The sequence below is a fragment of the Allobosea sp. MMO-172 genome (genome assembly GCF_037147855.1).
Lineage (GTDB): Bacteria > Pseudomonadota > Alphaproteobacteria > Rhizobiales > Beijerinckiaceae > Allobosea.
The window spans coordinates 257,198-282,904 of the sequence record NZ_JBBCUM010000006.1; the positions used below are offsets into that span (position 1 = coordinate 257,198).

Below are 25,707 nucleotides of genomic sequence, written 5' to 3' on the forward strand. Positions count from 1 at the left end.
GATGAGCAAGCGCCGCCTCGATCCGACGCTGCTTGTCGGCCTCGTCATGCTCCTGCTGCTCGCCCTGCTCGTCGGGCTGGGCCAAGTCTGGACGCCGTACGATCCCTTCCTGGTCGACTACGGCAACACACTGCAACCACCCTCTTCCGCGCACTGGTTCGGCACCGACGATCTCGGCCGCGACGTCGCCTCGCGGGTGATGGCGGGCGGGCTGGTCGACCTGCGGGTCGCGCTCATCTGCGTCATCGCGCCGGCGCTTCTCGGCATCGCGATCGGCGCGCTCGCAGGCTTCATCGGCGGGCGGGTCGATACCGTGATCATGCGCCTCACCGATATCTTCTGGGCCTTCCCCTTCCATGTGCTGGTGATCGCCATCGTCGGCGTGCTCGGGCCGGGCGAGGCCAATCTCTATCTCGCCTTCCTGCTGGTGAACTGGATCTCGTTCGCCCGCATCACCCGCGGCGAGGTGCTGGTGCTGCGCGAACTCGAATACGTGCAGGCGGCGCGCAGCTTCGGCTCGACCGATCGCCGCATCATCGCCGCGCATATCCTGCCCAACGCGGTGACGCCGGCGATCGTCTACGCCATGGCCGACGTCGTGCTGACGATCCTGGCCGTGACCTCGCTCTCCTTCCTCGGCCTCGGCATCCAGCCGCCGACACCGGAATGGGGGCTGATGATCGCCGACGGACGCCAGTTCATGTTCGACGCCTGGTGGATCGCGACCGCTCCCGGCCTCGCGATCATGTACACCGGCGTCACCTTCGCCCTGATCGGCGAGGGCCTCGACACCGCCTTGCGCCCCAAGGGCTGACCCATCTCCCCGAACGACCTGCCTCGCGAGACGACCATGAGCTTCTTCACCGACAGTTCCGACCTCAAGCGGATCGGCGCCCTGATCGAGGCCCATGCCGCCCCGATCTATGCCGCGCGCAACACCCCCTTCTCCCAGTTCGCCTATGTCCTGACCCGGCCTGCGCTGGGGCCCGGCGGCAAGCCCGAGGGAGCTGCTCTCCGGCCGGACTGGCGCGCCTATCCCTGCTCGCTGGTGAAGGTGTTCCATCTCGTCGCCGCGCAGTTGCGACTTCAGGACGGGCAGCTATCGGCCCATGGCGAACTCGACCGCGCCATGCGTGACATGATCCTGTGGTCGTCGAATTCGGCGACGAACTACATCATCGACCTGCTGACGGGCACGACCGGCGATACCTTGCTGAGCGATACCGAGATGAGCGACTGGTGCGAGCGCCGCGAGGAGATCAACCGGATCTTCGCCGGGCTGGGCTGGCCAGAGCTCTCCGGCATCAACCTCAACCAGAAGCTGATGGACGATCTGCGCTACGGCCGGGAAAAGGTCGCGCTCGACCGCTCGGCCGCTGGTCACAATTGCCTGACGCCGATCGCCATGGCGCGGCTGATGCACGAGATCTTCAGCGGCTCCGACTTGCTGCCGCCGGCGCGCCGCGCCGTCATCCGCGACCATCTCGCCCGCGACGCCGATGATCCCGACCGCGGCCGCGGGGCCTATCAGCTGCTCGGCTATCTCGGCGACACCTTGCCGGCCGGCACCCGGATCTGGTCCAAGGCCGGGCGCACGCGCTGGCTCGGTGACGACCGCGCCTCCTTCCGCCGGCACGACACGCTGCGCGCGATCCTGCCCGGGGGAGACGAGTTCCTGCTCACCGTCTTCACCCAGGGCGAGGCTATCGCCGAGGATGACAGCTTCCTCCCCGCGATCGGGGCGCTGGTCGCAGCCGAGATGACCGGCCGACGCTAGAAGGCCGATCGCTGCGCTGGTCGGCCCGAAGCGACTGCTCCCTAATTGCACGCCGATCGTCCTTCGATGTCCGCTTTCCGGCGTACGCTCTGGGACTGCTCCTGGCGCTTTGCGTTCGCTCCTGCGCATGAGCCGTCTCAAGGTATGGCTCCAAGAGCGGACGCTGGCCAACCACGCAAAACGACCGCGGGTGGCCGTTCTGACCTCGCGGTATCAGTGTTTTGAGAACTCTGGTCGTTTCGTGTCGTGAACGGCGAGGCGCTCGACGATCGTCGCGCTGGCCTGGTTCATGCCCACGACCTCCACGGGAATACCGTTGGCCCGGTAGCGGCCGACGATCTTGTCGAGCGCGGCGACGGCCGTGACGTCCCAGAAATGCGCCTGCGAGATGTCGACGCGCACGCCGGCCTCGCCCGCCGCATTGAGGTCGAAGGCCTCGGTGAAGGCGTCCGCCGAGGCGAAGAAGACCTGGCCAGTGACGCGATAGGTCAGCGGGCCGGCAGCAGTATCGCTCTCGGGGACGACATGCATCAGCCGCGCGACCTTCACTGTGAAGAAGACGCCGCTGAGCAGCACGCCGACGAGAACGCCGAGCGCGAGATTGTGGCTCGCCACCGTGACCGCCACCGTTGCCAGCATCACCGTACTCGACAGTCGCGGATGCGCGACGACGGCCCTGAGCGAGGACCAATTGAAGGTGTCGACCGAGACCATCACCATGATCGCGACCAGCACGACGACCGGCACCTGCGAGACCCAAGGCTTCAGCGCGACCATCAGCACCAGCAGGAAGGCGCAGGAAAACAGCGTCGAGAGGCGGCCGCGCCCGCCATATTTCACGTTACTGACGGTCTGGCCGATCATGCCGCAGCCGGCAATGCCACCGAACAGGCTCGACGCCATGTTGGCGAGGCCCAGGCCCGTGCACTCGCGGTCCCTGGAACTCGGCGACTTTGTCAGGTCGTCGACCACCGTGGCGGTCATGAGTGATTCGAGCAGGCCGACCATGGCGATGGCAACAGCCGGGCCGACGATGATCCGCAGCGTCTCCCAGCTGAGCGGCACGGTCGGCCAGGCGAAGACTGGCAGCGCCTCGGGCAGGCGGCCGAGGTCGGCTACCGTTTTCACCGGTAGCTGGAGCAGGCTCGCGGCGGCCGTGAGCAGGACGATGGCGATCAGGGGCGATGGGATGGCGGTGATCAGCCGCGGCAATCCGTAGATCAGCGCCAGCGCGACGGCGAAGAGCGCATAGGTTTGCCAGCCCTCGCCGAGGAGATGCGGCATTTGCGCAGCGAAGATCAGGATCGCCAGGGCGTTGACGAAGCCGGTGCGGACCGATTGCGAGACGAAGCGCATCAGCACGCCGAGTCGAAGCAGCCCGAAGACGATCTGCAGCGCACCGGCCAGCAGGCCGGCTGCGAAAAGGTAGGACAGGCCGTGCGAGGCGACGAGCGGTGCCGCCACCAGCGCGACCGAGCCGGCAGCTGCCGAAACCATGGCCGGGCGCCCGCCAGCGAAGGCGATCACGATGCCAATAACGAAAGAGCCGTAGAGCCCGACCTGCGGATCGACGCCGGCGGCAAAGGAAAAGGCGATGACCTCGGGGATAAGAGCGAAAGTGGCAACGGCGCCGGCAAGAAGTTCGCGCGGCGGATTGGTCAGCCATTCGCGCCGAAGAGTGGATATGAGCATGGTGGTCTCGCAAGGCATCGCCATCGGTCCACCCGGCGGTGCGACCTTCCGATGGACGTTAGATTGCCTGTTGCGTTGTCCGGCGGATCGGCGGCCGGAAGAGCCACCCGGAATTACACCGGGTCCGAGGTTCGTGGGAACCGTTATAGCCACCTGACCGCGAGGGACAACGGGCAATCCGCCGATAACTGCTGGACTGGCGCAGGCCAGCCTTCCGACGCCTCAGGCGGCGGGCGGGCCGTTTCGCGATTTGTTTCCAGACATCCGCTTTGAAATCGAAGCAGCAGGATGGGTTGATCGCTTCGAGATCAATCTGAGCGCCGATGCCGGGATCTGTCGGAACGGCAAGACCGCCCCTCACCTCCGTCTTCTTGGAAGGGCGAGGACTTGGACGTAGTCATTCGCATTCGAGAAATAGGGATAGGTTTCCAGCGGCATGCCATGCCAGACGTCGTCCAAACCTGCGCTGTCGCGGCAGTGCAGAGCGAACTGGCACATTGTGAGGGAAGGCACGGGCGTTGTAGCTCTCGGCCGTCCGAGAAGTTCCCGATCAGGAGCGGATGCTGGGGTGCCGAACGTCAACCAAGCTTGATTTCCAAGTTAAATCATTTGCTTAGCTGGGAGTAAATGGCGGACAGGGCGGGATTCGAACCCGCGATACGGTTTCCCGTATACACACTTTCCAGGCGTGCGCCTTCAACCACTCGGCCACCTGTCCGGCGCGCTGCTTATGACTGCCGGCCCGCCATCTTTCAAGGCCCGAGATGCAGGGTTTTGCACAATCGCGGTAAATCATGCTCATCCGGTTGCGATCTCGGGCCGGCAGGGTCACATCTGGAAGCCTGAGCCGGCATGCCGGCCGGCGGCATGACCTGTCGCTGCGGATTGCGACAGGGAGCGGGCGGTGCGGTTTCTTCTCCGGTTGATCGGGTATCTGGCCGTTGCCGCCGGTTTCGTCGCGCTGGTGATCGACGGTGCCAGGTCGATCGCCAATGCCGGCCTGCGCTTCACGCCGGTCGGCGAGGTGCTGATCGCGGTCGTCCAGGAGCGCTATCAGCTCATCCAGCCGACGATCGAACGCAATATCCACCCCTGGCTCTGGGACCCGGTCGTGCTGACGGTCCTGCGCTCACCTGTCGCCCTGGCCGCTCTCCTGCTCGGCTTCGCCTTGCTCTGGCTCGGGCGGCGCCCACAGGAGGCCATCGGCATCGTCACGCGTCGGTGATGGCACGCTTGCATTGCCTCCCCTGTCCGAACGGCCTGCGGACGCTTACATAGGCGTCGAGCCCGAACGAACGGAGCCAACGATGTTCTCCCTGCGCAAGAAGACCGAGATTCCGACTGCCGCCGAGGCGCTGCCCGGCCGCCCTACCGCGATCCCTACCGCCGAAACCCATTTCGTCAATGGCCGCCCACTCGCCGGGCCCTATCCGGAAGGGCTCCGCAAGGCCGTCTTCGGCCTCGGCTGCTTCTGGGGCGCCGAGCGCAAGTTCTGGCAGAGCGGCGAGGGCATCTGGGTTACCGCCGTGGGCTATGCCGGTGGCGCGACGCCCAACCCGACCTATGAGGAGGTCTGCAGCGGCCTGACCGGCCATACCGAAATCGTCCTCGTGGTCTTCGATCCCGAAAAGATCGCCTATGAGGACCTGCTCAGGATCTTCTGGGAGAATCATGACCCGACCCAGGGCATGCGCCAGGGCGGCGATATCGGCACGCAGTATCGCTCCGCGATCTATACCTATGGCGCCGAACAGCAGGAGGCGGCCGAGCGCTCGCGCGCCGAATACGGCAAGGCGCTGGCGGCTGGCGGCTATGGCCCGATCACGACCGAGATCCGGGAAGCGCCGACACTCTATTTCGCCGAGGATTACCATCAGCAATACCTCGCGAAGAATCCGGGCGGCTATTGCGGCCTGGGCGGCACCGGCGTCGCCTGCCAGATCGGCCTCGGCGTCGAGGCCTGACGACAAGGGGAGGCTCGGCCTCCCCTTCTTTTGGGTCTGATGAGTTCCCGATATGTTCTTGCGTTGGCGCTGAAGCTTCGCTAGCTTCCCCAAGGGACAGGGGAGCGAAGCCGAGATGGTGGCGCGGGTCGCGACGGTGGCGTTCGAGGGGATCGAGGCGCGCGTCGTCGACGTTCAGGTCCAGATCGCGCCGGGCGGCGTCGCCTTCGTCCTGGTTGGCCTTCCTGACAAGGCGGTGGCCGAAAGCCGCGAGCGGGTTCGCGCGGCGCTGCTGGCCTCGGGTCTTGCCTTGCCGGCCAAGCGCGTCACCGTGAACCTCGCCCCGGCCGACCTGCCGAAGGAGGGCAGCCATTACGACCTGCCGATCGCGCTCGCCGTGATGGCGGCGATCGGGGCGATTCCCGCCGATGCCCTCGCAGGCTACGCGGTGCTCGGCGAACTCGCGCTCGACGGTTCGATCGCGCCGGTGGCGGGCGTCCTGCCGGCGGCGATCGCAGCCTATTCTAGAGGGCAGGGGCTGATCTGCCCGGCGGCTTTAGGCCCCGAGGCGGCCTGGGCGGCGGCCGATATCGACATCCTGGCGCCGCGCTCGCTCATTCAGCTCGCCAATCATTTCAAGGGCACGCAGGTGATGGCACGGCCCGAGCCGGCGGTGGCGCGCCAGGCCGGGTCCTTGCCGGATCTCGCCGACGTCAAGGGCCAGGAAAGCGCCCGGCGCGTGCTCGAGATCGCTGCGGCCGGCGGGCACAATCTCCTGATGAACGGGCCGCCCGGCGCCGGCAAGTCGATGCTGGCGAGCCGCCTGCCCTCGATCCTGCCGCCGCTCTCGCCGCGCGAATTGCTGGAGGTATCGATGGTCCTCTCCGTCGCCGGAAAGCTCGCCGACGGCGCCCTGACCGACCGGCGGCCTTTCCGGGCACCGCACCATTCCGCTTCGATGGCGGCGCTCGTCGGCGGCGGCCTTCAGGCCCGGCCGGGCGAGGTCTCGCTCGCGCATCACGGCGTGCTCTTCCTCGACGAATTGCCGGAATTCCAGCCGCAGGCGCTCGATGCCCTGCGCCAGCCGCTGGAGACCGGCGAAGTCCTGATCTCCCGTGCCAATAACCGCGTCGTCTATCCCGCGCGCTTCCAGCTCGTCGCTGCGATGAACCCTTGCCGCTGCGGCCGGGCGACGGAGCCGGGCTATGCCTGCCGTCGCCAGCCGAACGACCGCTGCATGGCGCAGTATCAGGCGCGCGTCTCCGGCCCGCTGCTCGATCGGATCGATATCGCGATCGACGTGCCTGCCGTGACGGCGGCGGACCTGATCCGCCCAGCCGCGGGAGAGAATTCGACGACGGTCGCCGCCCGTGTTGCCGCTGCCCGCCGTATCCAGGCGGCGCGCTTCGAGGGCCTCGGGCTTGGCCATGTCATGACCAATGCCGCTTGCCCGGTCCCGGTGATCGAGGAGATCGCGCGGCCGGACAATGCGGGGCTCGCGCTGCTGCGCGACGCGGCCGAGGCCTTGCGCTTGACGGCGCGCGCCTATCACCGCGTGCTCAAGGTCGCCCGCACGCTCGCCGATCTCGACGAAGAGGCAAAGGTCGGCCGGCGCCATCTCGCCGAGGCCCTGTCCTATCGGGCGCGTGGCGAGGACCTCGTGCAGGCGGCCTGAGGTCGAGGGTTAATGAACTCTCCTCTGCATCCCCTCGAATTCGCCGTTTTCTCCGGCCGCTTTTTCAAGGCGACCTGCGTAGATCGAAGGGCATGGCTTCTTCGATCTGGTCATGGCTTGCTCTTGCCCTCGCGGCGCTCTTGCTCCTGGTTGCCTGGGGCGGCCTGTCGCTGCTGCGCCAGCGCGACGGTCTGCGCCGACAGGTCGCGGCGCTCGTTCATGATGCCGAGCTCTTCAACGACCGGCTCTGGAACCTCGCCGACAGCGAAGAGCGCTATCGCAGCCTGATCGAGGCCCAGGGCGACCTGATCGTCCGGCGCGATGGCGCGCGGATCGTCTATGCCAACAAGGCTTATGCGGCGCTGTTCGGCGCAGCCGAGCAGGATCTCGTCGGCAGCGAGATGCTGCTGCCGCAGCTCGCCAGCCGGCCGCTCGTGCTGCTGGAAGGCGGCGCGCGCAGCTTCGACGAATGCCTCGCGACCTATGAAGGCGAGCGCTGGGTCTCCTGGATCGAGACCGCCGTGCCGGGCCCGAACGGGCGCACGCTGATTCAGCGCGTCGGCCGCGATATCTCGGCGCGCATCGCCGGTGAAGACGCCCTGGTCGAGGCACGGGCGCGGGCGGAAGCCGCGAACGAGGCGAAGTCACGCTTCCTCGCGACTGTCAGCCACGAATTCCGGACGCCGCTCAACGGCATTCTCGGCATGGCCGATCTCCTCGACGATACCGGCCCGGATGCCGAGCAGGCGACCTATGTCGCCGCCTTGCGTGTCTCCGGCGAAGCGCTGCTGGCGCTGGTCGACGACATCCTCGACTTCGCCAAGGTCGAGGCCGGTAGGCTGGAGCTGGTCGAGGAGCCCTTCGACCTCGTGCAGCTCGTCGAGACGGCGGCGGAGCTGATGGCCCCGCGGGCGCAGGCCAAGGGCATCGAGCTCGCGGCCCATATCGCGCCCGATCTGCCGGCAAGGCTGATGGGCGATCGCGACCGCCTGCGCCAGATCCTGCTCAATCTCGTCGGCAATGCCGTGAAGTTCACGGAGGCCGGCGGTGTCGGCCTGAGTCTGGCACGGGTCGAGAGCCAGCTCGAGATCACGGTCGCGGATACCGGCCCGGGCATCCCGGCCGACCGGTTCGACACGATCTTCGGCGAGTTCGAGCAGCTCGACCATGGCGCCGCCGAGCGGCAGGCCGGCACCGGCCTCGGCCTTGCGATCGTGCGCCGTCTTGCGCGCCTGATGGGTGGCGAGGTCAGGGTCGAGAGCCGGCTTGGCGAGGGCGCGGTGTTTCGCGTCACCTTGCCGCTCGTTGCCGCATCCGGCGCACCGGAGGCGCGGATTCCGCATTGGCCGAACCAACATGTCCTGCTCGTCTCGCCGGCGCCCTTCGCGGCTCGCTTTCTGGCCGAGACGCTGCGGACGACCGGCGCGACCGTGTCGATAGCCGGCACCGTCGAGGTCGCGCGCGCGAAGCTCGCCGGGGATGTTCCGGTAACCGCCGTGCTGATCGACCACGCGCTCGGCGATACCCCGGCAAAGGAGTTCGCTGCCATCGTGGCGGCAGCCGGCATTCGCGATTGCCTCATCCTGCTGTCGCCGCAGGCGCGCCGGCAGTTCGGTGCGCCGCAGGCGGCCGGCTTCTCCGGCTTCCTGATCAAGCCCGTGCGCACCCGCTCGCTTTACGAACAGCTGGGCAATCGCTTCCAGCCGGGCGGGCCGGTTCTGGCCGGCACCACGGCATCCGGCGCCGCTCCGGCGCGCCAGCCCGGAACGGGGTTAACCGTGCTGGTCGCGGAAGACAACGAAATCAATGCCTTGCTCGTCGTCCGCACGCTTGAGCGCTTCGGCTGCACGGCGATCTGGGCGCGCGACGGGCGCGAGGCCCTGAAACGGGTCGAGGCGAGCTTTGCCGGCGTCGCGCCACCATTGGCGCTCGCCCTGCTCGATGTGCGGATGCCGGTGATGACCGGGCTCGATTGTGCCCGCGCCGTCCGCGCTCACGAGAAACGCCTCGGCCGCGCCACCATGCTGCCGCTCGTCGCCGTCACCGCCAATGTTGCGGCTGCCGACCGGGCCGCGGCCTTTGCGGCGGGGATGGATGATTGCCTGGCGAAACCACTGGAGCGCGAGGCGCTGCTGCGCTGGCTTGAGAAACTGTCCGCGGGTTCGGCGGGCAGCCTGACGGCTTGACGGCTGTCATCGCTCCGACGCAGTTTCGTCGCGAAGTTGTAAGATCAGCGGAGCAAGCCTACCTCATGCCGGTAGCGGCAGGAGATGAGAGAAGCGATGGCATTGCACGTTTCTGGAAGCAAGAACGCGCTGCCCAGCCGATTTTCAGCCGGCAATCCGTTCTCGCGCTTCGCCCCGTTGATATTGATGAAGGGTGGAGCCATGCGCCGTTCGGGCGCCGAGATCGATGAAGCGCCGCTATCGGGGACGCTCGGCCGAATCGGCTCGCTCGAAGTGCGGCTGGCGCGCGGCCCGCGCGAGATCTGGCGGGCGCAACGCCTGCGCTATCGCGTCTTCTACCAGGAAATGTCGGCCAAGCCCGACGTCATCTCGCGCATGTTCCGCCGTGATGCCGATCGTTTCGACAAGGCCTGCGACCATCTCCTCGTCATCGACCATGCCGCGCGCGGCCGCTTCGGCGGCATCAAGCCCAAGGTCGTCGGCACCTATCGCCTGATGCGGCAGAGCGCGGCCGAGCGGCTCGGCGGCTTCTATACCGAGAGTGAATTCGATCTCGGCCCGATGCTGGCGCTCCATCCGGGCAGCCGCTTCCTCGAACTCGGCCGCTCCTGCGTGCTGAAGCCCTATCGCACCAGGCGGACGGTCGAATTGCTCTGGTCCGGCATCTGGGCCTATCTCCAGCACCACCGCATCGACGCGATGTTCGGCTGCGCCTCCTTCGACGGCACCGATCCCGATGCGCTGGCCCTGCCGCTGAGCTTCCTGCATCACCATGCCCGCTCGGAAGGCGCATGGAGCGCCTCTGCCCATGCCGGGCATTTCGTCGGCATGGACCGCCTGCCGCCGGAGATGGTCGATGCCAAGCTCGCGCTCAAGCAGCTGCCGCCGCTGATCAAGGGCTATCTGCGGATCGGTGCCCGCTTCGGCACCGGCGCGGTCATCGACCGGCAGTTCGGCACCACCGACGTGCTGGTCGTGCTGCCGGTCTCGGCGATCGACAAGCGCTATGCCGATTATTACGGCGGCGAAGGCCCGCGCCACGCCGCCTGAGCTGCCTTATTCGCCGTCTGCGGCCAAGTCGCGCAGCGCCTCGCGATAGGTCGGATAGCGGAAGGCATAGCCGAATTCCCGCTTCACCAGCGCGTTCGAGACGCGCTTGCTCTCGCCGTAGAAGCTCGCCGCCATCGGCGAGAGCCTGGCCTGCTCGAACGGGATTTCCGGCGGCGGCTCCAGGCCGGTCAATTCCGCCGCGAAGGTGATGACGTCCTGCGGCGGACCGGGTTCGTCGTCGGTGACGTTGTAGACGGCACCCTGACGCGGCTGCGCCAGCGAAGCCATCAGCACCCCGGCGATATCGTCGACATGGATGCGGTTGAAGACCTGACCGGGCTTGATCAACCGGTTCGCCGTGCCGTTGCGCAGCTTGGTGATGGCATTGCGACCGGGGCCGTAGATGCCCGACAGGCGGAAGATCTGCACCGGCTTGCCGCTGTCGTGCCCGAGCTGAAGCCAGGCCTCCTCGATCTCGATGCGCTGCCGGGTGCGGGCATTGGTCGGGGCCGGCGGCGTGGCTTCGTCGATCCAGGCGCCGCCCTGGTCGCCATAGACGCCGATCGTCGAGAGATAGCCGATCCAGCGCAGGTTCGGCGCCGCCATCAGCGCCGCGCGCAAGGGCCCGAGCGCCGGGTCGCCATCCTCTGCCGGCTGCACCGAGACCAGAACCGCGTCCGCCTCCGCCACCGCCTTGGCGAGCGCCGACGAGACTGCGAAGCCGCCGAAGACCAACGTCCGGATGCCCTCGCGGCTGAGCTCGGCCGCCTTCTCGGCCGAGCGCACGGTGCCCGTCACCTCCCACCCTTGCGCCAGCGCGGCGCGCGCGAAGAACCCGGCCGAGTAGCCGAGGCCGAGGATCAGGATGTTCATGCGGCGTCTTCCGTCTGGAGCGTGAGGGCATGCCATTCAGCACGGACCTGCGGGTCGTTCTCCTCGCCGAGGCGGACGATGGCAAGTTGCCGGCCGCGCTCGGCATCCAGCCTCCCCAGCGCCCAGACCGCCATGGCGCGGACGATTGGCGAGGGATCGGCGAGATGGGGCAGGGCGCTGTCGATCAGTTCAGGCCGGCCGCTATTGCCGATCGCGATCAGCACATTGCGCAGGAAGCGGTCGCGCCCGGTCCGCTTTACCGGCGTGCCCGCGAAGAGCGTGCGGAAACCCGGATCATCGAGGACTGCAAGGGCGGCGAGGTCGAGTCCGTCCAGTTCGTCCTTGAGCGCGAGCCGTGTTTCCTGCGCGGCCGCGGCGAACTTGTTCCAGGGACAGACGGCGAGGCAGTCGTCGCAGCCGAAAACGCGGTTGCCGATGCCGGGGCGCAAGGCGGCGTCGATATGGCCGGCATGCTCGATGGTGAGATAGGCGATGCAGCGGCGCGCATCGAGCTGGTAGGGCGCCGGGAAGGCGTCGGTCGGGCAGATGTCGAGGCAGCGCCGGCAGGAGCCGCAATGGTCGCGCTCCGCCGCGTCCGCAGGTAGCTCCGCGGTGGTGTAGATCGCGCCTAACAGGAGCCAGGAGCCATGCTCGCGCGAGACCAGCACGGTATGCTTGCCCTGCCAGCCGAGCCCGGCCGCCTGCGCCAGCGGCTTCTCCATGACGGGGGCGGTATCGACGAAGACCTTGACGTCGGCGCCGCCGCGCGCGGCGAGCAGCCCCGCGACGCTCTTCAGCTTGCCCTTGATGACGTCGTGATAGTCGCGCCGCCTCGCATAAAGCGAGATCGCCGCCTTGTCGGGCTGGGCGAGCATGGCGAGCGGGTCGCCCTCGCCGGCATAGTTCATGCCGAGCATCACGACGGAGCGGACCTCGCTCCAGAGCTGGCGCGGGTCGGCGCGCTGCGCCTGCCGCTCCGCCATCCAGCCCATTTCGCCCTGATAGCCGCTGGCGAGCCAGGCTTCGAGGCGCTCCGGCGCCTGCGGGATCGCATCGGCCTTGGCGACGCGCATGACCGCGAAGCCCTCGGTGAGCGCGCGCTCGGCGACGGCGCGCTTCAGCTTCTCGGCCTTCAAAAATCCAGATTGTCGTAATGGGCGCTCGGAGCCATGCCCGGCACGCGGTCGCTCAGCAGCGGCCGGAAGCTCGGTCTCGACTTGATTCTCGCATACCATGCGCGAGCCGCCTCATCCTCTTCCCAGGGCACGTCGCCGAGATAGTCGACGCAGGACAGATGCGCCGCCGCCGCGAGATCGGCATAGCTCATCTGCGCCCCCGCGAGCCAGTTCCGCTTGGCCAGCAGCCAGGAGATATAGCGCAGATGATAGCGCACATTGGCGCGCGCCGCGCGGATCGCGCTCATTTCCGGCGGGCCGCCGCCCTCGTCGCGGCTCATGAAGCGCTTCATCACCTTTTCCAGCACGAGCGGGCTGGTGATCTCGTCATGGAACTTGATGTTGAACCAGTCGAGCAGGCGGCGCACCTCGACGCGCTCGCCCGGCCCTTCCGGCAGCAGGCGGCGGTCGCCGAGCGCGAGGCCCCGCGTCTCGTCGAGATATTCCGCGATCGGTCCGGCGCCGGGGACGGCGAGGCCGTTCTGCTCCTGGAAGACCGGTGTCGTTCCCGCGGTATTGAGCTCGATGAACTCCCGCCGGCGCTCCCAGACGCGTTCCTCGACCAGCTCGGCCTCCATGCCGAACTCGCTGAGCACGAGGCGGATGAAACGCGAATGCGGGCATAGCGGATAATGATAAAGGGTCGCCATGGCACTCATGAGGACTGTGAAGCAGGCAAAATGCGACGGAAGCAGGGCCGCCGGGCTTGCAGCGACCCGATAGGCGACGGCGGCTTGCTATAATCATGCCGGAAAAACGCCACAACCCGCGACGATGGCGATCTCTGCAATTTGCCGCTGCTGCTTCGCGAAGTGGTAACCAATTTGCAAAGAGCTGGGCGTAAGCCGGCAGCAGGCTGACGCGGGCGGACGACCGGGCCGGCTGATTCGCACGAGGACAGCCTTCCATGCACAACCTGATCGAAGCCTTCATCCTCGGCATCGTCGAGGGCCTGACCGAGTTCCTGCCGGTCTCCTCGACCGGGCACCTGCTCCTGATCGGCCATTTCCTCGGCTTCGAATCCAACGGCAAGACCTTCGAGGTGCTGGTCCAGCTCGGCGCGATCCTGGCGATCACGCTGGTCTATTTCCGCCGCCTGCTCGACATCGCCCTGCGCATTCCGAGCGACCCTTCGGCGCGTCGCTTCGTCATCGGCGTGCTCATCGCCTTCCTGCCGGCGGCGGTGATCGGCGCGTTGCTGCACGGCTTCATCAAGGGCGTGCTGTTTAACCCCTTCCTCGTCTGCTGCACGCTGATCGCCGGCGGCCTGATCCTGCTCGTCGTCGACGAACTGGAATTGCAGGAGAAGCACACCGACGCCACGACCTTCCCGCTGCCGATGTATTTCAAGATCGGCCTGATCCAGTGCCTGGCGATGATCCCCGGCGTCTCGCGTTCGGGCTCGACCATCGTCGGCGCGATGCTGCTCGGCGCCAGCAAGCGCGCGGCGGCCGAGTTCTCCTTCTTCCTGGCGATGCCGACCATGGCCGGCGCCTTCGCCTATGACCTGCTCAAGAGCTACAAGAACCTCACCTTCGACGATGGCGTGCTCATCGGCGTCGGCTTCGTCGCGGCCTTCATCTCGGCGCTGATCGTGGTGAGGAGCTTCCTCGACTTCGTCTCGAAGCGCGGCTTCGCGCCCTTCGCCTGGTGGCGCATCATCGTCGGCATGGTTGGCCTCGCCGGCCTCTGGATCGTCGGCTGAAGCCGACGCCTCAAGCCGGCCGCGCCGGGTCGTTCAGCGAGTCGGCGAGCGTCGGCGTCCGGCTCGGCGTCAGTTGCGGCAGCGAGGCCGTCTGCCGCTCGATCATGCGGTGGACAACCGGCGGGTTCGGGCCGCTATGCAGCGCGCGGACCTGCTCGCCGATCTCGGCATCGGCCTGGGTGACGCGCTGGTTCTGCCGGACATATTCGACCCAGGTCGGGCTGTCATAGCGCTCGATCCACAACGTCGGGTCGGTCAGGTCGCGCAGCAGGGTCCAGTGCCGGGCGCCGTCGCGGCGCCGGATGCGCCGCCGCTCCGCCATCACGGTCAGGAAGGCGACGACGTCCTCCGGCTTGATGATGTATTCGATGGTGACGATGACCGGGCCCGAGCGCGGCTCGATATCGACCGCGACCTTGGGCTCGCGCCAGCGGCTGAGCGGGTCGAGATTGAGTGCCTCAAGCGGCGGCAGACGGTAACGCAGCCCCAGTATCGCTCCGGCGATCAAGACAACAGCCGACATCAATAGCGCCTTCTCGACGCCGAAATGCAGCGCCGAGCGGCCCCAGGCCCAGCTGCCCGTCGCCATGCCGCCGAAGGTCGCCATCTGGTACATCGCCAGTGCCCGGCCCACGACCCAGCGCGGCGCCGAAAGCTGCACCGTCGCGTTGAAGGTCGAGAGCGCCAGCACCCAGCAGGCGCCGCAGACGCACAGGCCCGCCATTGCCAGCCAGATCGTCTTGCTGAAGGCGATCAGCGTGACGCCGCAGGCATAGGCGATGAAGGTCGAGCGCACGAGCGCCTCCGTGCTCATCGCCCGGCGCAGGCGCGCGCTCATGAAGGCGCCCGCCACCGCGCCCGCACCGAAAGCGCCGAGCAGCACGCCATAGGTCAGCGGGCCGCCGCGCACGAGGTCGCGCGCGATCAGCGGCAGCAGCGCCAGGCCCACGATGGCGCCGAAGCCATAGACGAAGGCGCGCAGCGTGACCGTGCGGATATTCGGGGACATCGCGACATAGCGGATGCCCGCGCTCATCGCGATGAACAGCGTCTCGCGCGGCAGCAGGCGCTCGACCTTGGGCGGCTGCCAGCGCGCCAGCACCACGAGCAGCGGGATATAGCTGAAGGCATTGATGATGAAGGCTGCGACCGCGCCGGCCGCCGCGACGATCGCGCCGCCGATCGCGGGACCCACGCTGCGGGCGATGTTGAAGGCGACGCTGTTCAGCGTCACAGCCGCCGGCACGTCGCGGCGCGGGACCATGTCGCCGACCGAGGACTGCCAGGCCGGGTTGTTCAGCGCCGTGCCGCAGCCGATCAGGAAGGTGAAGGTGAGCAGCAGCCAGGGCGTGATCAGGCCGAACCAGGCGAAAACCGCGAGCCCGATCGAGACCGTCAGCATGAAGCCTTGCGCGACCAGCAGGATCTTGCGCCGGTCGTAATTGTCGGCGATGGCCCCGGCCGCTAGCGAGAACAGCATCACCGGCAAGGTCGTCGAGGCCTGCACCAGCGCCACCATCTCGGCCGAGGGCGAGATCGAGGCCATCATCCAGGAGGCGCCCACCGCCTGGACGAGGCCGCCGAAATTCGAGACGAGGCTGGCGAACCAGACGGCGCGGAAGATCGGCTGTTGCAGCGGGACGAAGGGCGAAACCCGGGCCTGGGTAGGCTTGATGCCTTCCGAGGCGAGCTCGGCTTCTACGACATCGGCCGTGGGCTGGGCGTGCTGGTCGTCAGGCATGTCATAGGGTTAGAGCATGAGTGCTGGAGGGGGAAACCCTTTCCATCTGGAAGATGTCGAAACTTGGAAAGTTTTTCCCTCACGCAGCTCGTGCGGTCGCCGGCTCGCGCGCCTGCCGTGGCGGGCGTGCCTTGCGGGCGCGCAGGCCATGACCGAAGGCCACCGCGAGACCCGCAAGCGCCACCCAATGCGCCGGCCGGATCGAGGCATAGTCCTGATAGGTCAGGATGTCGGCATTGGCCTGGAAGACCAGCCAGGCCGAGACGCCGGAGGTCGCGGCATACCAGCCGGCTTCGAGGCCGGCGGTGAGCAGCCCTCCGAGCAGCGCCACGCTCGCGAGCACAGGCACGGAAACGGGCAGCTTCCAGCGATACAGCCCCCGATAGAGCATCAGCAGCAGGAAGAGCCCGCTCATCAGCACCGGCTCGGTGACGTCGATCTTCGACTGCAGCGCGAAATGCAGCAGCGCCAGCACAGCGATCGGATAGACGAGATTGTGCAGGCGCTGCCAGTTCTTGCCGAGGCGGCGGATCATGCCGTCGGTCGAGGTCACGCCCTGCGCGACGAGGCCGATCAGCGCGACGAAGCCGATGGTCAGGTAGAAGCGCTTGACGATCTCCGAGACGATTAGCCCCCAGTCGAAGGCCATGTCGATGCAGTACAGCGCGAGATGCCCGAGTGCGTAGGCCATGACGCCGAGGCCCAGCATCCGCCGGATGCCGATCAGCTTGCCCCAGTCGAACAGCCGCCGGAACGGCGAGACCGCGAGCGTGGCGACGAGGAGACGCACCGTCCAGGTCCCGGTCTGGTGGATCGCCTGCGTCCAGGGTTTTGAGCCGAGCTGGTGCATCCAGGCGGCGTAGAGCAGCATGAGCGCCGGCACGAGCAGCAGCGCGAAGGCCGCCGCCCGCAAGGCAGAGAACCGGCCCTGCCGGTCGGTCCAGGGCAGCCAGGTTCGCAAAGCTGTATTGGCGGGGCGGGCGTTCATCACCCCGGCATAAACGATGGGGTCGGCCCCTGTCCTGCACGTCTGGACACAAGCGCGTGAATGGTTTGTCCTGCCGGCCCTTTCAACCGGGTTCGGTCATGGCTTCCAGCACTCCCATCGTCGTCTTCGATGTCGGCAACGTCCTGCTGCGCTGGGACGCGCGGCTGATCTACCGCTCGCTGATCCCCGAACCCGAGCGGCTCGACTGGTTCATGCAGAACATCTGCACGGGCGACTGGAATCTGGAGCAGGATCGCGGCCGCTCCTGGGAGGAGGGCGTGGCGCTGCTGGTCAAGCAGCATCCGGAATGGGAGCGCGAGATCCGCGCCTTCGACGAGAGCTGGCATGACAGCGTGCCTCATACCATCGCCGACAGTGTCGGGGTGCTGGAGGAGCTGAAAGGGCAGGGCGAGAAGGTCTATGCCATCACCAATTTCTCGCGCGAGAAATGGGCGGAATGCCTGGTCCGCTTCCCGTTCCTGCAGAGCTTCGACGGCGTCGTCGTTTCCGCCCATGAGCGGCTGTTGAAGCCGGAGCGCGCGATCTACGAGGTGCTGTTCGATCGCTATGGCCTGAAGGCCGGGGACTGCATCTTCGTCGATGACAGCGAGAAGAACGTGGTGGGGGCCCGCGCCGCCGGCATGCGGGCCGTCCATTTCGTCGAGCCCATCGACCTGCGCGCCGAACTGCGCGGCCTGGGCGTCAGGCTCTGACGGGTAGAGCCTGTTTGTTGTTCTCGGAACCACGGCGTCATCCCGGACAAGCGGCGAAGCCGCGCTGATCCGAGATCCATCGTAGAACGCAACGCCCTTCGATGGATTCCGGGGCAAACTCGGGATGACGGTGTGTTTCCCGTTCTCAATGACAGGCGTTCAGGCCGCGCTCTTGATCGCGACGGTCGGCGCGAGGCCGGCGGCATCGACGCCGCGGGCTTCGCCGACCAGCCGGGCGCCGGCCTTGGTCGCGAGGAAATCGGCGAGGACGGCGTCTTCCTGGCGCACGAAGCCCTTGGCAGGCAGCTTGCCGGCGAGGAAGAGCTCGACCATGGCGACGCAGCCGGCGGCGGTGGTGAGCTGGATCGCGCCGAGCTCGTCATTGCCGTCATAGCGCAGCACGACGCTCTCTTCCTCGAGGCGGCCGTTCCGCTCGCCGACACCGGTCACGAAGATCACGACCACGTCCTTGCGGGTGAAGGGCGCGGAATGCGTCAGGATGCGGCGCAGCGTCTCGCGGTCGTCGGCGAGGTCGAGGTCGCGCAGCAGGAGCTTCATGATCTCGGCATGGCCGGGATAGCGCAGCGTCTTGTAGCTCATGTTGCGGACCTTGCCGGCGAGCGTCTCGGTCAGGGTGCCGAGGCCGCCCGAGGTGTTGAAGGCCTCGTAGGCGACGCCGTCGATCATCACGCTCTCGATGCCTTCCAGCGCCGGAACCAGGGTCGGCTGGCCGTCGAAGACGATCTCGCAGGGGTTGCAGTACTCGTTGATCAGGCCGTCGACCGACCAGGTCACGTTGTAGCGCAGCGCATTGGTCGGATAGAGCGGCAGCGCGCCGACGCGCATCTTGATGGCGCGGACGGTCTCGAAGCGCGCGGCCATGTCGGCGCCGAGGATGCAGATGAAGCCCGGTGCCAGGCCGCATTGCGGAACGAGCGCGACATCGGAGGTCTCGCCGAGCTCCTTGATATAGGCGGTAGTGGCGACGTCTTCGGTCAGGTCGAAATAATGGGTCTTGGTCTCGGCCGCGACCTTGGCGATGCCCTTGTTGAGGAAATAGGGGCAGGCGCTGACGACGATGTCGCGATCCTTGAGGAAGCTGCGCAGCGCGTCGAGGTTCGAGGCATCGACGGTCTCGGTGGCGAAACGGCCGCCGGCGGCGTGCTTGAGCTGGGCGGCGGAGGCGTCGGCCAGCGTCACCTGATGGCCCTGCTCGGCCAGCATGCCGGCGATGATGACGCCGATCTGGCCGGCGCCGAGCACGGCAATGCGCTTCTGAATGGTCATGTGCGATCTCCTGGTGGGGTCTCGGGCAGGCCAGGAGCCTCCCCCTCGATGCGCAGCATCGCCGCAAGCCGTGGGGGCTTTAACGGGCGGATCGCCGGAGGAGGGCGTTATGATCGATCAATTCGATGGGATATGATCAATAACGATGGGAAATGCAGGCGGTGACGGGGCGTGAGCGTCAGCGCTCGAACTTGCGGGCCAGAATCACCGAGGATGTCGTCCGGCGCACGCCTTCCATCTCGGCGATCCAGTCGATGATCGTGTCGAGGTCGCTAGAGGTCTCGCATTCGATCTTGACGCTCAGGTCGAAATGGCCGCTCAGCGTGTGGCATTGCACGATTTCCGGTCGCTTCTTCAGTGCTGCGACGACGCCGCCCTGCTGTTTCATCTCCAGCTCGATCAGGATCAGCGCCGCGACCGTGGTCGCCGGCCGGCTCGCCTTGCCGAGGATCGTGGTGTAGCCGGCGATCACGCCGTCGCGTTCGAGGCGGCCGAGCCGGCCCTGCGCCGTTGCCCGCGAGACGCCGAGCTGCTTGGCGATCTCGGACAGCGGCAGGCGGGCGTTCTCGGTCAGGATGCGGATGAGCTCGCGGTCCTTTGCGGCGTCTGACGGCCGTGCCATGTCGTCTCCAGCGGTTCGGCGGGCCGTCATATAGCAGGGAAACGGTGCTGCCTCGCAAGGGCCCGGCTCGTTCCGCGATCCGCGCGCTATTCAGGGGCTATTGAGCGGGAATTCGCCCGAAAAGGAACATCTTGTGGTCCGAAGCATTGTCGGCACGCCGGAGGGGACTTGCTTCGGGGTGCAAATCGGAGTGGCATGCCGTCCGGCGGCAGCACGCTTTGCCATGGAGAACGCCATGTTCAGGACTTTCATTCTCGCATCCGCATCGGCCTTCGCGCTCGCCTCCTTCTCCGTGGCGCCCGCCTCGGCGCTGACGATGAAGGAGTGCAGCGCCAAGTATCAGGACGCCAAGAAGGCCAACACGCTGAAGGGCCAGAAGTGGAACGATTTCCGCAAGGCCCAGTGCGGTGACGACGACGCCAATGATGCGGATGCCGCTGCGGCCGTGCCGGACACCCCGGCGCCGAGCGCGACCGCTGCCGCTCCTGCCGCCAAGCCGGCCGGCAAGGCCAAGGCTGCCGTCTTCCCGAGGACCGTCTCTCAGAAATACTCGAACGAGAGCGCCGGCAAGGCCCGTCTCAAGACCTGCGCCGACCAGTACAATGCCAACAAGGCCGCCAACGCCAATGGCGAACTGAAATGGATCGAGAAGGGCGGCGGCTACTGGAGCCAGTGCAACACCAAGCTGAAGAGCTGATCCTCAGCCGCAGGCACGTTTTCGGAACGCCGCGCCGCAAGGCGCGGCGTTTCCTTTTTAAAGGGACTGCGAGGGGCGCGATCCTGAATCGGTCGGCCGGTTCGGCGCCGGAGCGTCCTGCCTTTGACCCTTGCCGATCATGTCGCCGCGCGAGCGGATGACATGGGCGGTCACCACCTCCTGGACGCGCTTCTCGGCGGCGTCGCGCACGGCGCTGCGATTGGCCGGCCGCCCGTCCTCGTTCTCGATGATCTCGATCGTGGCGTTGGTCAGCGCGTCGACATCGCCCTTGCAGAACAGCATCGCGGCCTTGGCGACGACCTCGGCCTTCTCGTCGGTGAGCAGCATCGTCGCGCCCTCGCGGCCGATGCAGGCCAGCATCTTGGTGCGGATCAGGTCGCGCGTCTTCTCCAGCAGCGCCTTCTTCTCCGCCCGTGCCGCGCGCTCCTGCTCCGTCGGCTGGGGCGTCTGGGCCTGGGCGGGCGCGCCGGGCGCGCCGGGCGTGACCGGCCCGCGCACATTGGCGCTCTGCTTCACGCATTCGACCAGCGCCGGCAGCATCTCGCCTGTCGAGGTCAGCGCGAAAGTATAGCGCGCGTCATTGGCGACGAGTTCGAGATAGCGCCCCTGCCGGAAGGCATTGATCAGGGCGGATTGCGCCGGCATGGCGATGGTGACCAGCGTCGGTGACTTGATATTGGCGGTCACGTCGATGGTCGAGCTGCGGTCGAAGACGAGCTGGAGCTTCAGCGTTTCACCGGTCCTGAGCTTCCATTCCGGCTTCGAGAAGCCGAGCAGCCAGGAGAATTGCGCGGTCACCGAGGTCAGCATGGTCACGCCGCTCTTGTAGCGGGCGCTGACGGCGCAATGCGAGAAGGCGCCGGTCTGGTCGTTGGTGAAGGTGCCGCCCGACCAGTTGCCGACGACGATCTTGCCGAACGGGCCGGCGGCGGCGGCCGGCAAGGACAGAAGACAGCTCAGGGCGACGATCGCGGCCCGCATCCAAATTCCTCCGTTGAACCCTGTCCCAAGGCTAAAGCAGGACAGGTGCCGGGGGGAACCCGCTTTTTCGTCAGGCGGCCTCGCGCCGGAGCGGGCGCAGCAGCACGGCGAGAAGATCGCTCTGGCTGACCAGGCCGACGAGGTGCTCCCGGTCGTCGGCGACGATGACGGCATGGTGGCGGCCATCGGTGAGGGCGGCGATGAGGTCGACGGCCGGCTCGTCCGGGCGCGCGATCACGGCCGGGGACATCACGTCATGCACGCGCAGGCCGGGTCGGGTCAGTTCGCGCAGGCCGACCGTTCCGAGCACCCGGTTCTCGCGATCGACCACGGGCAGCGTCCGGACCGCATGGTCGAGCAACAGCCGGCGGGCGGTCTCGATATCGTCATGCTGGTCGACGCGGATGAGGTCGCGGGACATGATGTCGGTGCAGCGCGGCAGCTCGCGCTTGCGGGCGAGCGCATGCAGCTCGACGCGCCGCAGCAGCCGGTCGAGATCTTCGCGATCGATGTCGAAGGTCTCGCCGACATCGCTCAATGCGGCGTCGATATCGGCCTGGTTGAAGCCCACGCGCTGCGCGGAGGGGAGGTCCTTGGTGCCGTGGCTGTTCGCCGGGGCTTGCGCGCGATGTGGATAGCTATGGCTGGAGAAGCGGTGGAACGCGATGCCGAGCAGGGTCAGCACCAGCGCGTTGAGCCCGACCGGAACGAAGGCGAAGCCGAGCCCATAGGTCGCGACAGCAGGTCCTCCGAGCGCGGCGGTCAACGCCGCGGCCCCGCCCGGTGGGTGCAGGCAGCGCAGCAGCGACATGGCCGCGATCGAGAGCGCCACGGCGAAGCCGGCCGCGATGGCAGGCTCCGGCACATAGCGGCTGACAAGGAGCCCGATCAGGGCGGAGACGGTGTTGCCGCCGACGATCGGCCAGGGCTGTGCCAGCGGGCTCGACGGGATCGCGAAGAGCAAGAGCGCGGACGCCCCCATCGGCGCGACGAGCAGCGGCAGATGCGGATCGTTGCCGAGCAGCAGGCTACAGATCAGCCCGGTCGCGCCGACGCAGACGAGCGCGCCGAGGCAGGCGACCAATCGATCGCGCCAGGTCGCCCCGGCCAGGATCGGCACGAAGAGCCGGAAACGCGAGCGCTCCGGAGAGGGAGGGGAAACCGAACTCATGACGGCCGACTGGGCTGCTTAAATTGTGTGCAGGCTCAATAGGCGGATCGTGTTTGGCGGGGCAACGCCATTCTGCCGTCGAGCCGGCGGTTTTTCTGCAAAAGGCAGAAACGTCTTTCCGCGCGGCGCGCTTGGGGAATTTCGATCTAGCGAGGTCGCCCGGCTGTAAGGGCAGGGCGACCCGCAATCATCAATCGACGACGCGCACCGCGCCCTTGGCGGCGCTCGTCGTCGTCGCGGCATAGGCCTTCAGCGCGGTCGTGACCTTACGCTTGCGCGGCGCGGCCGGCTTCCAGGCATCCTTGCCCTTGGCTTCCATGGCGGCGCGGCGACGTGCCAACTCTTCGTCGGAGACCTGAAGCTGGATGCTGCGGTTGGGGATGTCGATCGCGATGACGTCGCCGCTCTCGACCAGGCCGATCGCGCCGCCTTCCGCCGCTTCCGGCGAGACATGGCCGATCGAGAGGCCCGACGAGCCGCCCGAGAAGCGCCCGTCCGTGATCAGCGCGCAGGCTTTGCCGAGACCCTTCGATTTCAGGTAGCTCGTCGGATAGAGCATCTCCTGCATGCCCGGCCCGCCGCGCGGCCCCTCATAGCGGATCAGCACGATATCGCCTTCCTTGACCTTCCGGTTGAGGATGCCCTCGACCGCAGCGTCCTGGCTCTCGAAGATCACGGCCGGGCCGGAGAATTTCAGGATCGAGGCGTCGACGCCCGCCGTCTTCACGATGCAGCCATCGAGCGCGATATTGCCGAACAGCACGGCGAGGCCGCCATCCTTGGAATAGGCATGCTCGGCGCTGCGGATCACGCCCTTCTCGCGGTCGGCGTCGAGCTCGGCGAAGCGGCGGTCCTGGCTGAAGGCGGTCTGCGTCGGCACGCCGCCGGGCGCCGCGCTATAGAAGGAGCGCACCGCCTCGCTCTGGGTCTGCGTGATGTCCCAGCGCGCCAGCGCGTCCGCCATCGTCGCGCTATGGACGGTCGGCAGCGAGGTGTCGATCAGCCCGGCGCGGTCGAGCTCGCCGAGGATCGCCATGATGCCGCCGGCACGATGGACGTCTTCCATATGCACGTCGGCGACGGCGGGGGCGACCTTGCACAGCACGGGCACGCGCCGCGACAGCCGGTCGATATCGGCCATGGTGAAATCGATCTCGGCCTCATGCGCCGCCGCCAGCAGATGCAGCACGGTGTTGGTCGAGCCGCCCATGGCGATATCGAGCGTCATCGCGTTTTCGAAGGCCTTGAACGAGCCGACATTGCGCGGCAGCACGCTCTCGTCGTCCTGCTCGTAATAACGGCGGGCGAGATCGACGATCAGGTGGCCGGCCTCGACGAAGAGGCGCTTGCGGTCGGCATGGGTGGCGAGCGTCGAGCCGTTGCCCGGCAGGGCGAGGCCGAGCGCCTCGGTCAGGCAGTTCATCGAGTTCGCGGTGAACATGCCCGAGCAGGAGCCGCAGGTCGGGCAGGCCGAGCGCTCGATCACGTCGACCTCGGCGTCGGTATACTTGTCGTCGGCCGCCGCGATCATCGCATCGACGAGATCGACCTTCTTCAGCACGCCCTCGGCGATGAACTTGCCGGCCTCCATCGGGCCGCCCGAGACGAACACGGTCGGGATGTTCAGGCGCATCGAGGCCATCAGCATGCCGGGCGTGATCTTGTCGCAATTGGAGATGCAGACCATCGCGTCGGCGCAATGCGCATTGACCATGTACTCGACGCTGTCGGCGATCAGCTCGCGTGAGGGCAGGCTGTAGAGCATGCCGTCATGGCCCATCGCGATGCCGTCATCGACCGCGATCGTGTTGAACTCCTTGGCGACGCCGCCGGCCTTCTCGATCTCGCGCGCGACGAGCTGGCCGAGATCCTGGAGATGGACATGGCCCGGCACGAACTGGGTGAAGGAGTTCACCACCGCGATGATCGGCTTGCCGAAATCGCTGTCCTTCATGCCGGTGGCGCGCCACAGGCCGCGGGCGCCGGCCATGTTGCGGCCATGGGTGGAGGTGGCGGATCTCAACCTGGGCATCTCATGCGTCTCCGTTCGGGCTCCTGATGTCCCGTTGCGCGGCAGGCTATAGCTCCCGCGCCCTGCGACAAAATTGAATTCTTCGATTTCCATGATCGGCGCCGCGCATGGCGGCCCCCGGCCTGCCTATGGGACAGATGGTTTCCGAATTGCCATAACGGTTCCTGCCGAACCGCGAGGGAAGTGAGGACGCCGCGCCATGCTGCGCAATATCGACGTGGACCTGTTGCGCAGCTTCGTCACGATCGCGGAGCTCAGGAGCTTCACGCGGGCAGCCGCTACGCTCTTCCGCAGCCAGTCGACGGTCAGCACCCAGATCCGCCGCCTCGAGGAGCTCGCCGGCCAGACCTTGCTGCAGCGTTCGCCGCACGAGGTTCTTCTCACGCGCGCGGGCGAACAGTTCTTAGGGTACGCCCGCCGCATCGTCGCGCTGCATGACGAGGCGCTCGACGTCATCAATGCCCAGAGCGTCAGCGGACGGGTCCGGCTCGCGGTGATGGACGATTACGCCACCATCGTCCTGCCGGAGACGCTGGCGCGCTTCGCCCGCTCGCATCCGGAGGTCGAGCTTGAGGTCACGACCGGTTTCACCCGCGATCTCCTCAACAGCCTCGGCGAGGAGTTCGACCTCGTGCTCGCCACCCAGAAGGCCGGGGACGGGCGCGGCGATGTCCTGCGCAAGGAGCAGACGGCCTGGGCCTGTTCGGATCGTGTGGCCTTCTCTCTGGAGGAGCCGCTGCAGCTCGCATTACTGAAGGCGCCCAACATGTTTCGCGAATGGGCCCTCGAAGCGCTGAACGAGGCCGGCCTGCGCTGGCGCATCCTGTTCTCCTCGTCGAGCATCGGGGCCGTCGAGGCGATGGCGGCTTCCGGCGTGGCGCTGACGGTGGTGAAGGCGGGCACGGCGCGTCCTGGTCTTCAGCTGCTCGGTGCCGAGCATGGACTGCCCGCTCTGCCGGCTTCCGAGATCGCGCTGCATCTGGCGCCGGGGCGGGCTGCGGCTGCCATGGCGGCGCTGAGCGCCTTCCTGGCGGAAGCCTTGAGCGACGCCGCTCCTCTTCCATGAGCCTCTATTCTTCGAGGCCCTGTCCGCTGGCCTGGGGCGGGTCAGGTCTGGCCGGACGGCAAAGGGGCTTCGAAACAGGCCCGGCAGCAGCCCATCCGATGTCTGAAACTCATACTTTCGTATTAAGTATCTGAATTCATTGCGGAACTCATTTTTGTCGAAAAACTTTCAAAAAGCGCGTTGACAGGAGAAAGGGGTCCCGCCTATAAACCGCCCATCGAGACGGCGCCGCCGCTGAGCGGCGCCTCTTCTGCGCTTCCTAAGGACGCTGGGGCTGATGCCGGTTCGCCGGACGGGTTCCTGTCTGAATTT

General features: G+C 67.1%; 22 protein-coding genes, 1 tRNA gene and 1 other annotated feature. Of the genes, 11 read left to right on the forward strand and 12 right to left on the reverse strand.

Annotation, left to right across the window (positions count from 1 at the left end):
• Position 1: 1 nt before the first annotated feature.
• Positions 2-814 carry an ABC transporter permease gene (locus WFK61_RS11895; protein WP_336811855.1) on the forward strand — a complete coding sequence of 271 codons (813 nt, stop codon included), beginning with the start codon at positions 2-4 and terminating at the stop codon, positions 812-814.
• 36 nt (positions 815-850) lie between these two features.
• Positions 851-1,777, forward strand: coding sequence for a serine hydrolase (locus tag WFK61_RS11900; protein WP_336811856.1), 927 nt, complete (start codon positions 851-853; stop codon positions 1,775-1,777).
• Between the two features lie 213 nt (positions 1,778-1,990).
• On the opposite strand, the gene WFK61_RS11905 is transcribed toward WFK61_RS11900, so the two are convergent.
• Both WFK61_RS11905 and WFK61_RS11910 read right to left on the reverse strand, forming a co-directional pair.
• A complete protein-coding gene (locus tag WFK61_RS11905) occupies positions 1,991-3,469 on the reverse strand; it encodes a SulP family inorganic anion transporter (protein ID WP_336811857.1) in 1,479 nt (492 codons plus the stop codon).
• Between the two features lie 73 nt (positions 3,470-3,542).
• Positions 3,543-3,598: a sequence feature (sul1 is cis-regulatory element that is thought to sense ions involved in sulfur or methionine metabolism; They are found in Alphaproteobacteria), on the reverse strand.
• A gap of 499 nt (positions 3,599-4,097) precedes the next feature.
• Positions 4,098-4,187, reverse strand: a tRNA-Ser gene (locus tag WFK61_RS11910).
• A gap of 186 nt (positions 4,188-4,373) precedes the next feature.
• Between WFK61_RS11910 and WFK61_RS11915 the strand changes: the two genes are divergently transcribed.
• From WFK61_RS11915 to olsB, 5 genes are all read left to right on the forward strand, one after another.
• Positions 4,374-4,694, forward strand: a complete 321-nt coding sequence (locus WFK61_RS11915; protein ID WP_336811859.1) for a hypothetical protein — start codon at positions 4,374-4,376, stop codon at positions 4,692-4,694.
• A gap of 82 nt (positions 4,695-4,776) precedes the next feature.
• The gene (msrA, locus tag WFK61_RS11920) at positions 4,777-5,433 is read left to right on the forward strand and encodes a peptide-methionine (S)-S-oxide reductase MsrA (RefSeq protein ID WP_336811861.1); all 657 of its coding nucleotides are present in this window, start codon (positions 4,777-4,779) and stop codon (positions 5,431-5,433) included.
• 115 nt (positions 5,434-5,548) lie between these two features.
• Positions 5,549-7,087: a YifB family Mg chelatase-like AAA ATPase gene (locus WFK61_RS11925; RefSeq protein ID WP_336811863.1), complete on the forward strand. Its 1,539-nt coding sequence runs from the start codon at positions 5,549-5,551 to the stop codon at positions 7,085-7,087.
• Positions 7,088-7,179: 92 nt separating this feature from the next.
• Complete coding sequence (locus WFK61_RS11930; protein ID WP_336811865.1) at positions 7,180-9,273, forward strand: hybrid sensor histidine kinase/response regulator; 2,094 nt, start codon at positions 7,180-7,182, stop codon at positions 9,271-9,273.
• Between the two features lie 186 nt (positions 9,274-9,459).
• Entirely contained in the window at positions 9,460-10,323 is an 864-nt protein-coding gene (olsB, locus tag WFK61_RS11935; protein ID WP_465246943.1) for a l-ornithine N(alpha)-acyltransferase, read from the forward strand.
• Between the two features lie 6 nt (positions 10,324-10,329).
• On the opposite strand, the gene WFK61_RS11940 is transcribed toward olsB, so the two are convergent.
• From WFK61_RS11940 to WFK61_RS11950, 3 genes are read right to left on the reverse strand one after another with little or no spacing between them, the layout of a single operon-like run.
• Positions 10,330-11,196, reverse strand: a complete 867-nt coding sequence (locus WFK61_RS11940; protein WP_336811868.1) for an SDR family oxidoreductase — start codon at positions 11,194-11,196, stop codon at positions 10,330-10,332.
• Positions 11,193-12,332, reverse strand: a complete 1,140-nt coding sequence (queG, locus tag WFK61_RS11945; protein WP_336811870.1) for a tRNA epoxyqueuosine(34) reductase QueG — start codon at positions 12,330-12,332, stop codon at positions 11,193-11,195. Before queG ends, WFK61_RS11940 begins: the two co-directional genes overlap by 4 nt.
• Positions 12,329-13,021 (reverse strand): glutathione S-transferase family protein, encoded by a 693-nt coding sequence (locus tag WFK61_RS11950; protein WP_047572819.1) that lies wholly within the window; start codon positions 13,019-13,021, stop codon positions 12,329-12,331. The genes queG and WFK61_RS11950 overlap by 4 nt, the downstream gene beginning before the upstream one ends.
• Before the next feature lie 257 nt (positions 13,022-13,278).
• Between WFK61_RS11950 and WFK61_RS11955 the strand changes: the two genes are divergently transcribed.
• Positions 13,279-14,076 carry an undecaprenyl-diphosphate phosphatase gene (locus tag WFK61_RS11955; protein ID WP_336811874.1) on the forward strand — a complete coding sequence of 266 codons (798 nt, stop codon included), beginning with the start codon at positions 13,279-13,281 and terminating at the stop codon, positions 14,074-14,076.
• Positions 14,077-14,086: 10 nt separating this feature from the next.
• Here the strand turns inward: WFK61_RS11955 and WFK61_RS11960 are convergent, their stop codons facing one another.
• Together WFK61_RS11960 and WFK61_RS11965 are read right to left on the reverse strand one after the other, a co-directional pair.
• Complete coding sequence (locus tag WFK61_RS11960) at positions 14,087-15,817, reverse strand: MFS transporter (RefSeq protein WP_336811876.1); 1,731 nt, start codon at positions 15,815-15,817, stop codon at positions 14,087-14,089.
• A 79-nt stretch (positions 15,818-15,896) separates the two neighbouring features.
• Positions 15,897-16,805 (reverse strand): protein-methionine-sulfoxide reductase heme-binding subunit MsrQ, encoded by a 909-nt coding sequence (locus tag WFK61_RS11965; protein ID WP_336811878.1) that lies wholly within the window; start codon positions 16,803-16,805, stop codon positions 15,897-15,899.
• A gap of 98 nt (positions 16,806-16,903) precedes the next feature.
• On the opposite strand from WFK61_RS11965, the gene WFK61_RS11970 reads away from it, so the two are divergent.
• On the forward strand, positions 16,904-17,518 hold the full coding sequence (locus tag WFK61_RS11970; RefSeq protein ID WP_336811880.1) for an HAD family hydrolase: 615 nt from the start codon (positions 16,904-16,906) through the stop codon (positions 17,516-17,518).
• 159 nt (positions 17,519-17,677) lie between these two features.
• Here WFK61_RS11970 and WFK61_RS11975 read toward each other — a convergent pair whose 3' ends face one another.
• Together WFK61_RS11975 and WFK61_RS11980 are read right to left on the reverse strand one after the other, a co-directional pair.
• A complete protein-coding gene (locus WFK61_RS11975; protein WP_336811882.1) occupies positions 17,678-18,805 on the reverse strand; it encodes a saccharopine dehydrogenase family protein in 1,128 nt (375 codons plus the stop codon).
• 178 nt (positions 18,806-18,983) lie between these two features.
• Positions 18,984-19,427 (reverse strand): Lrp/AsnC family transcriptional regulator, encoded by a 444-nt coding sequence (locus WFK61_RS11980; RefSeq protein WP_336811884.1) that lies wholly within the window; start codon positions 19,425-19,427, stop codon positions 18,984-18,986.
• A 235-nt stretch (positions 19,428-19,662) separates the two neighbouring features.
• Between WFK61_RS11980 and WFK61_RS11985 the strand changes: the two genes are divergently transcribed.
• On the forward strand, positions 19,663-20,124 hold the full coding sequence (locus tag WFK61_RS11985) for a hypothetical protein (RefSeq protein WP_336811886.1): 462 nt from the start codon (positions 19,663-19,665) through the stop codon (positions 20,122-20,124).
• Between the two features lie 57 nt (positions 20,125-20,181).
• Here the strand turns inward: WFK61_RS11985 and WFK61_RS11990 are convergent, their stop codons facing one another.
• From WFK61_RS11990 to ilvD, 3 genes are all read right to left on the reverse strand, one after another.
• Complete coding sequence (locus tag WFK61_RS11990; RefSeq protein ID WP_336811888.1) at positions 20,182-21,126, reverse strand: hypothetical protein; 945 nt, start codon at positions 21,124-21,126, stop codon at positions 20,182-20,184.
• A gap of 70 nt (positions 21,127-21,196) precedes the next feature.
• A complete protein-coding gene (locus WFK61_RS11995) occupies positions 21,197-22,297 on the reverse strand; it encodes an HPP family protein (protein ID WP_336811890.1) in 1,101 nt (366 codons plus the stop codon).
• Positions 22,298-22,487: 190 nt separating this feature from the next.
• Entirely contained in the window at positions 22,488-24,329 is a 1,842-nt protein-coding gene (ilvD, locus tag WFK61_RS12000; protein ID WP_336811891.1) for a dihydroxy-acid dehydratase, read from the reverse strand.
• A 199-nt stretch (positions 24,330-24,528) separates the two neighbouring features.
• Here ilvD and WFK61_RS12005 point away from each other — a divergent pair, with 199 nt between their 5' ends.
• Positions 24,529-25,395 (forward strand): LysR substrate-binding domain-containing protein, encoded by an 867-nt coding sequence (locus WFK61_RS12005; protein WP_336811893.1) that lies wholly within the window; start codon positions 24,529-24,531, stop codon positions 25,393-25,395.
• The last annotated feature ends 312 nt before the right edge of the window (positions 25,396-25,707 follow it).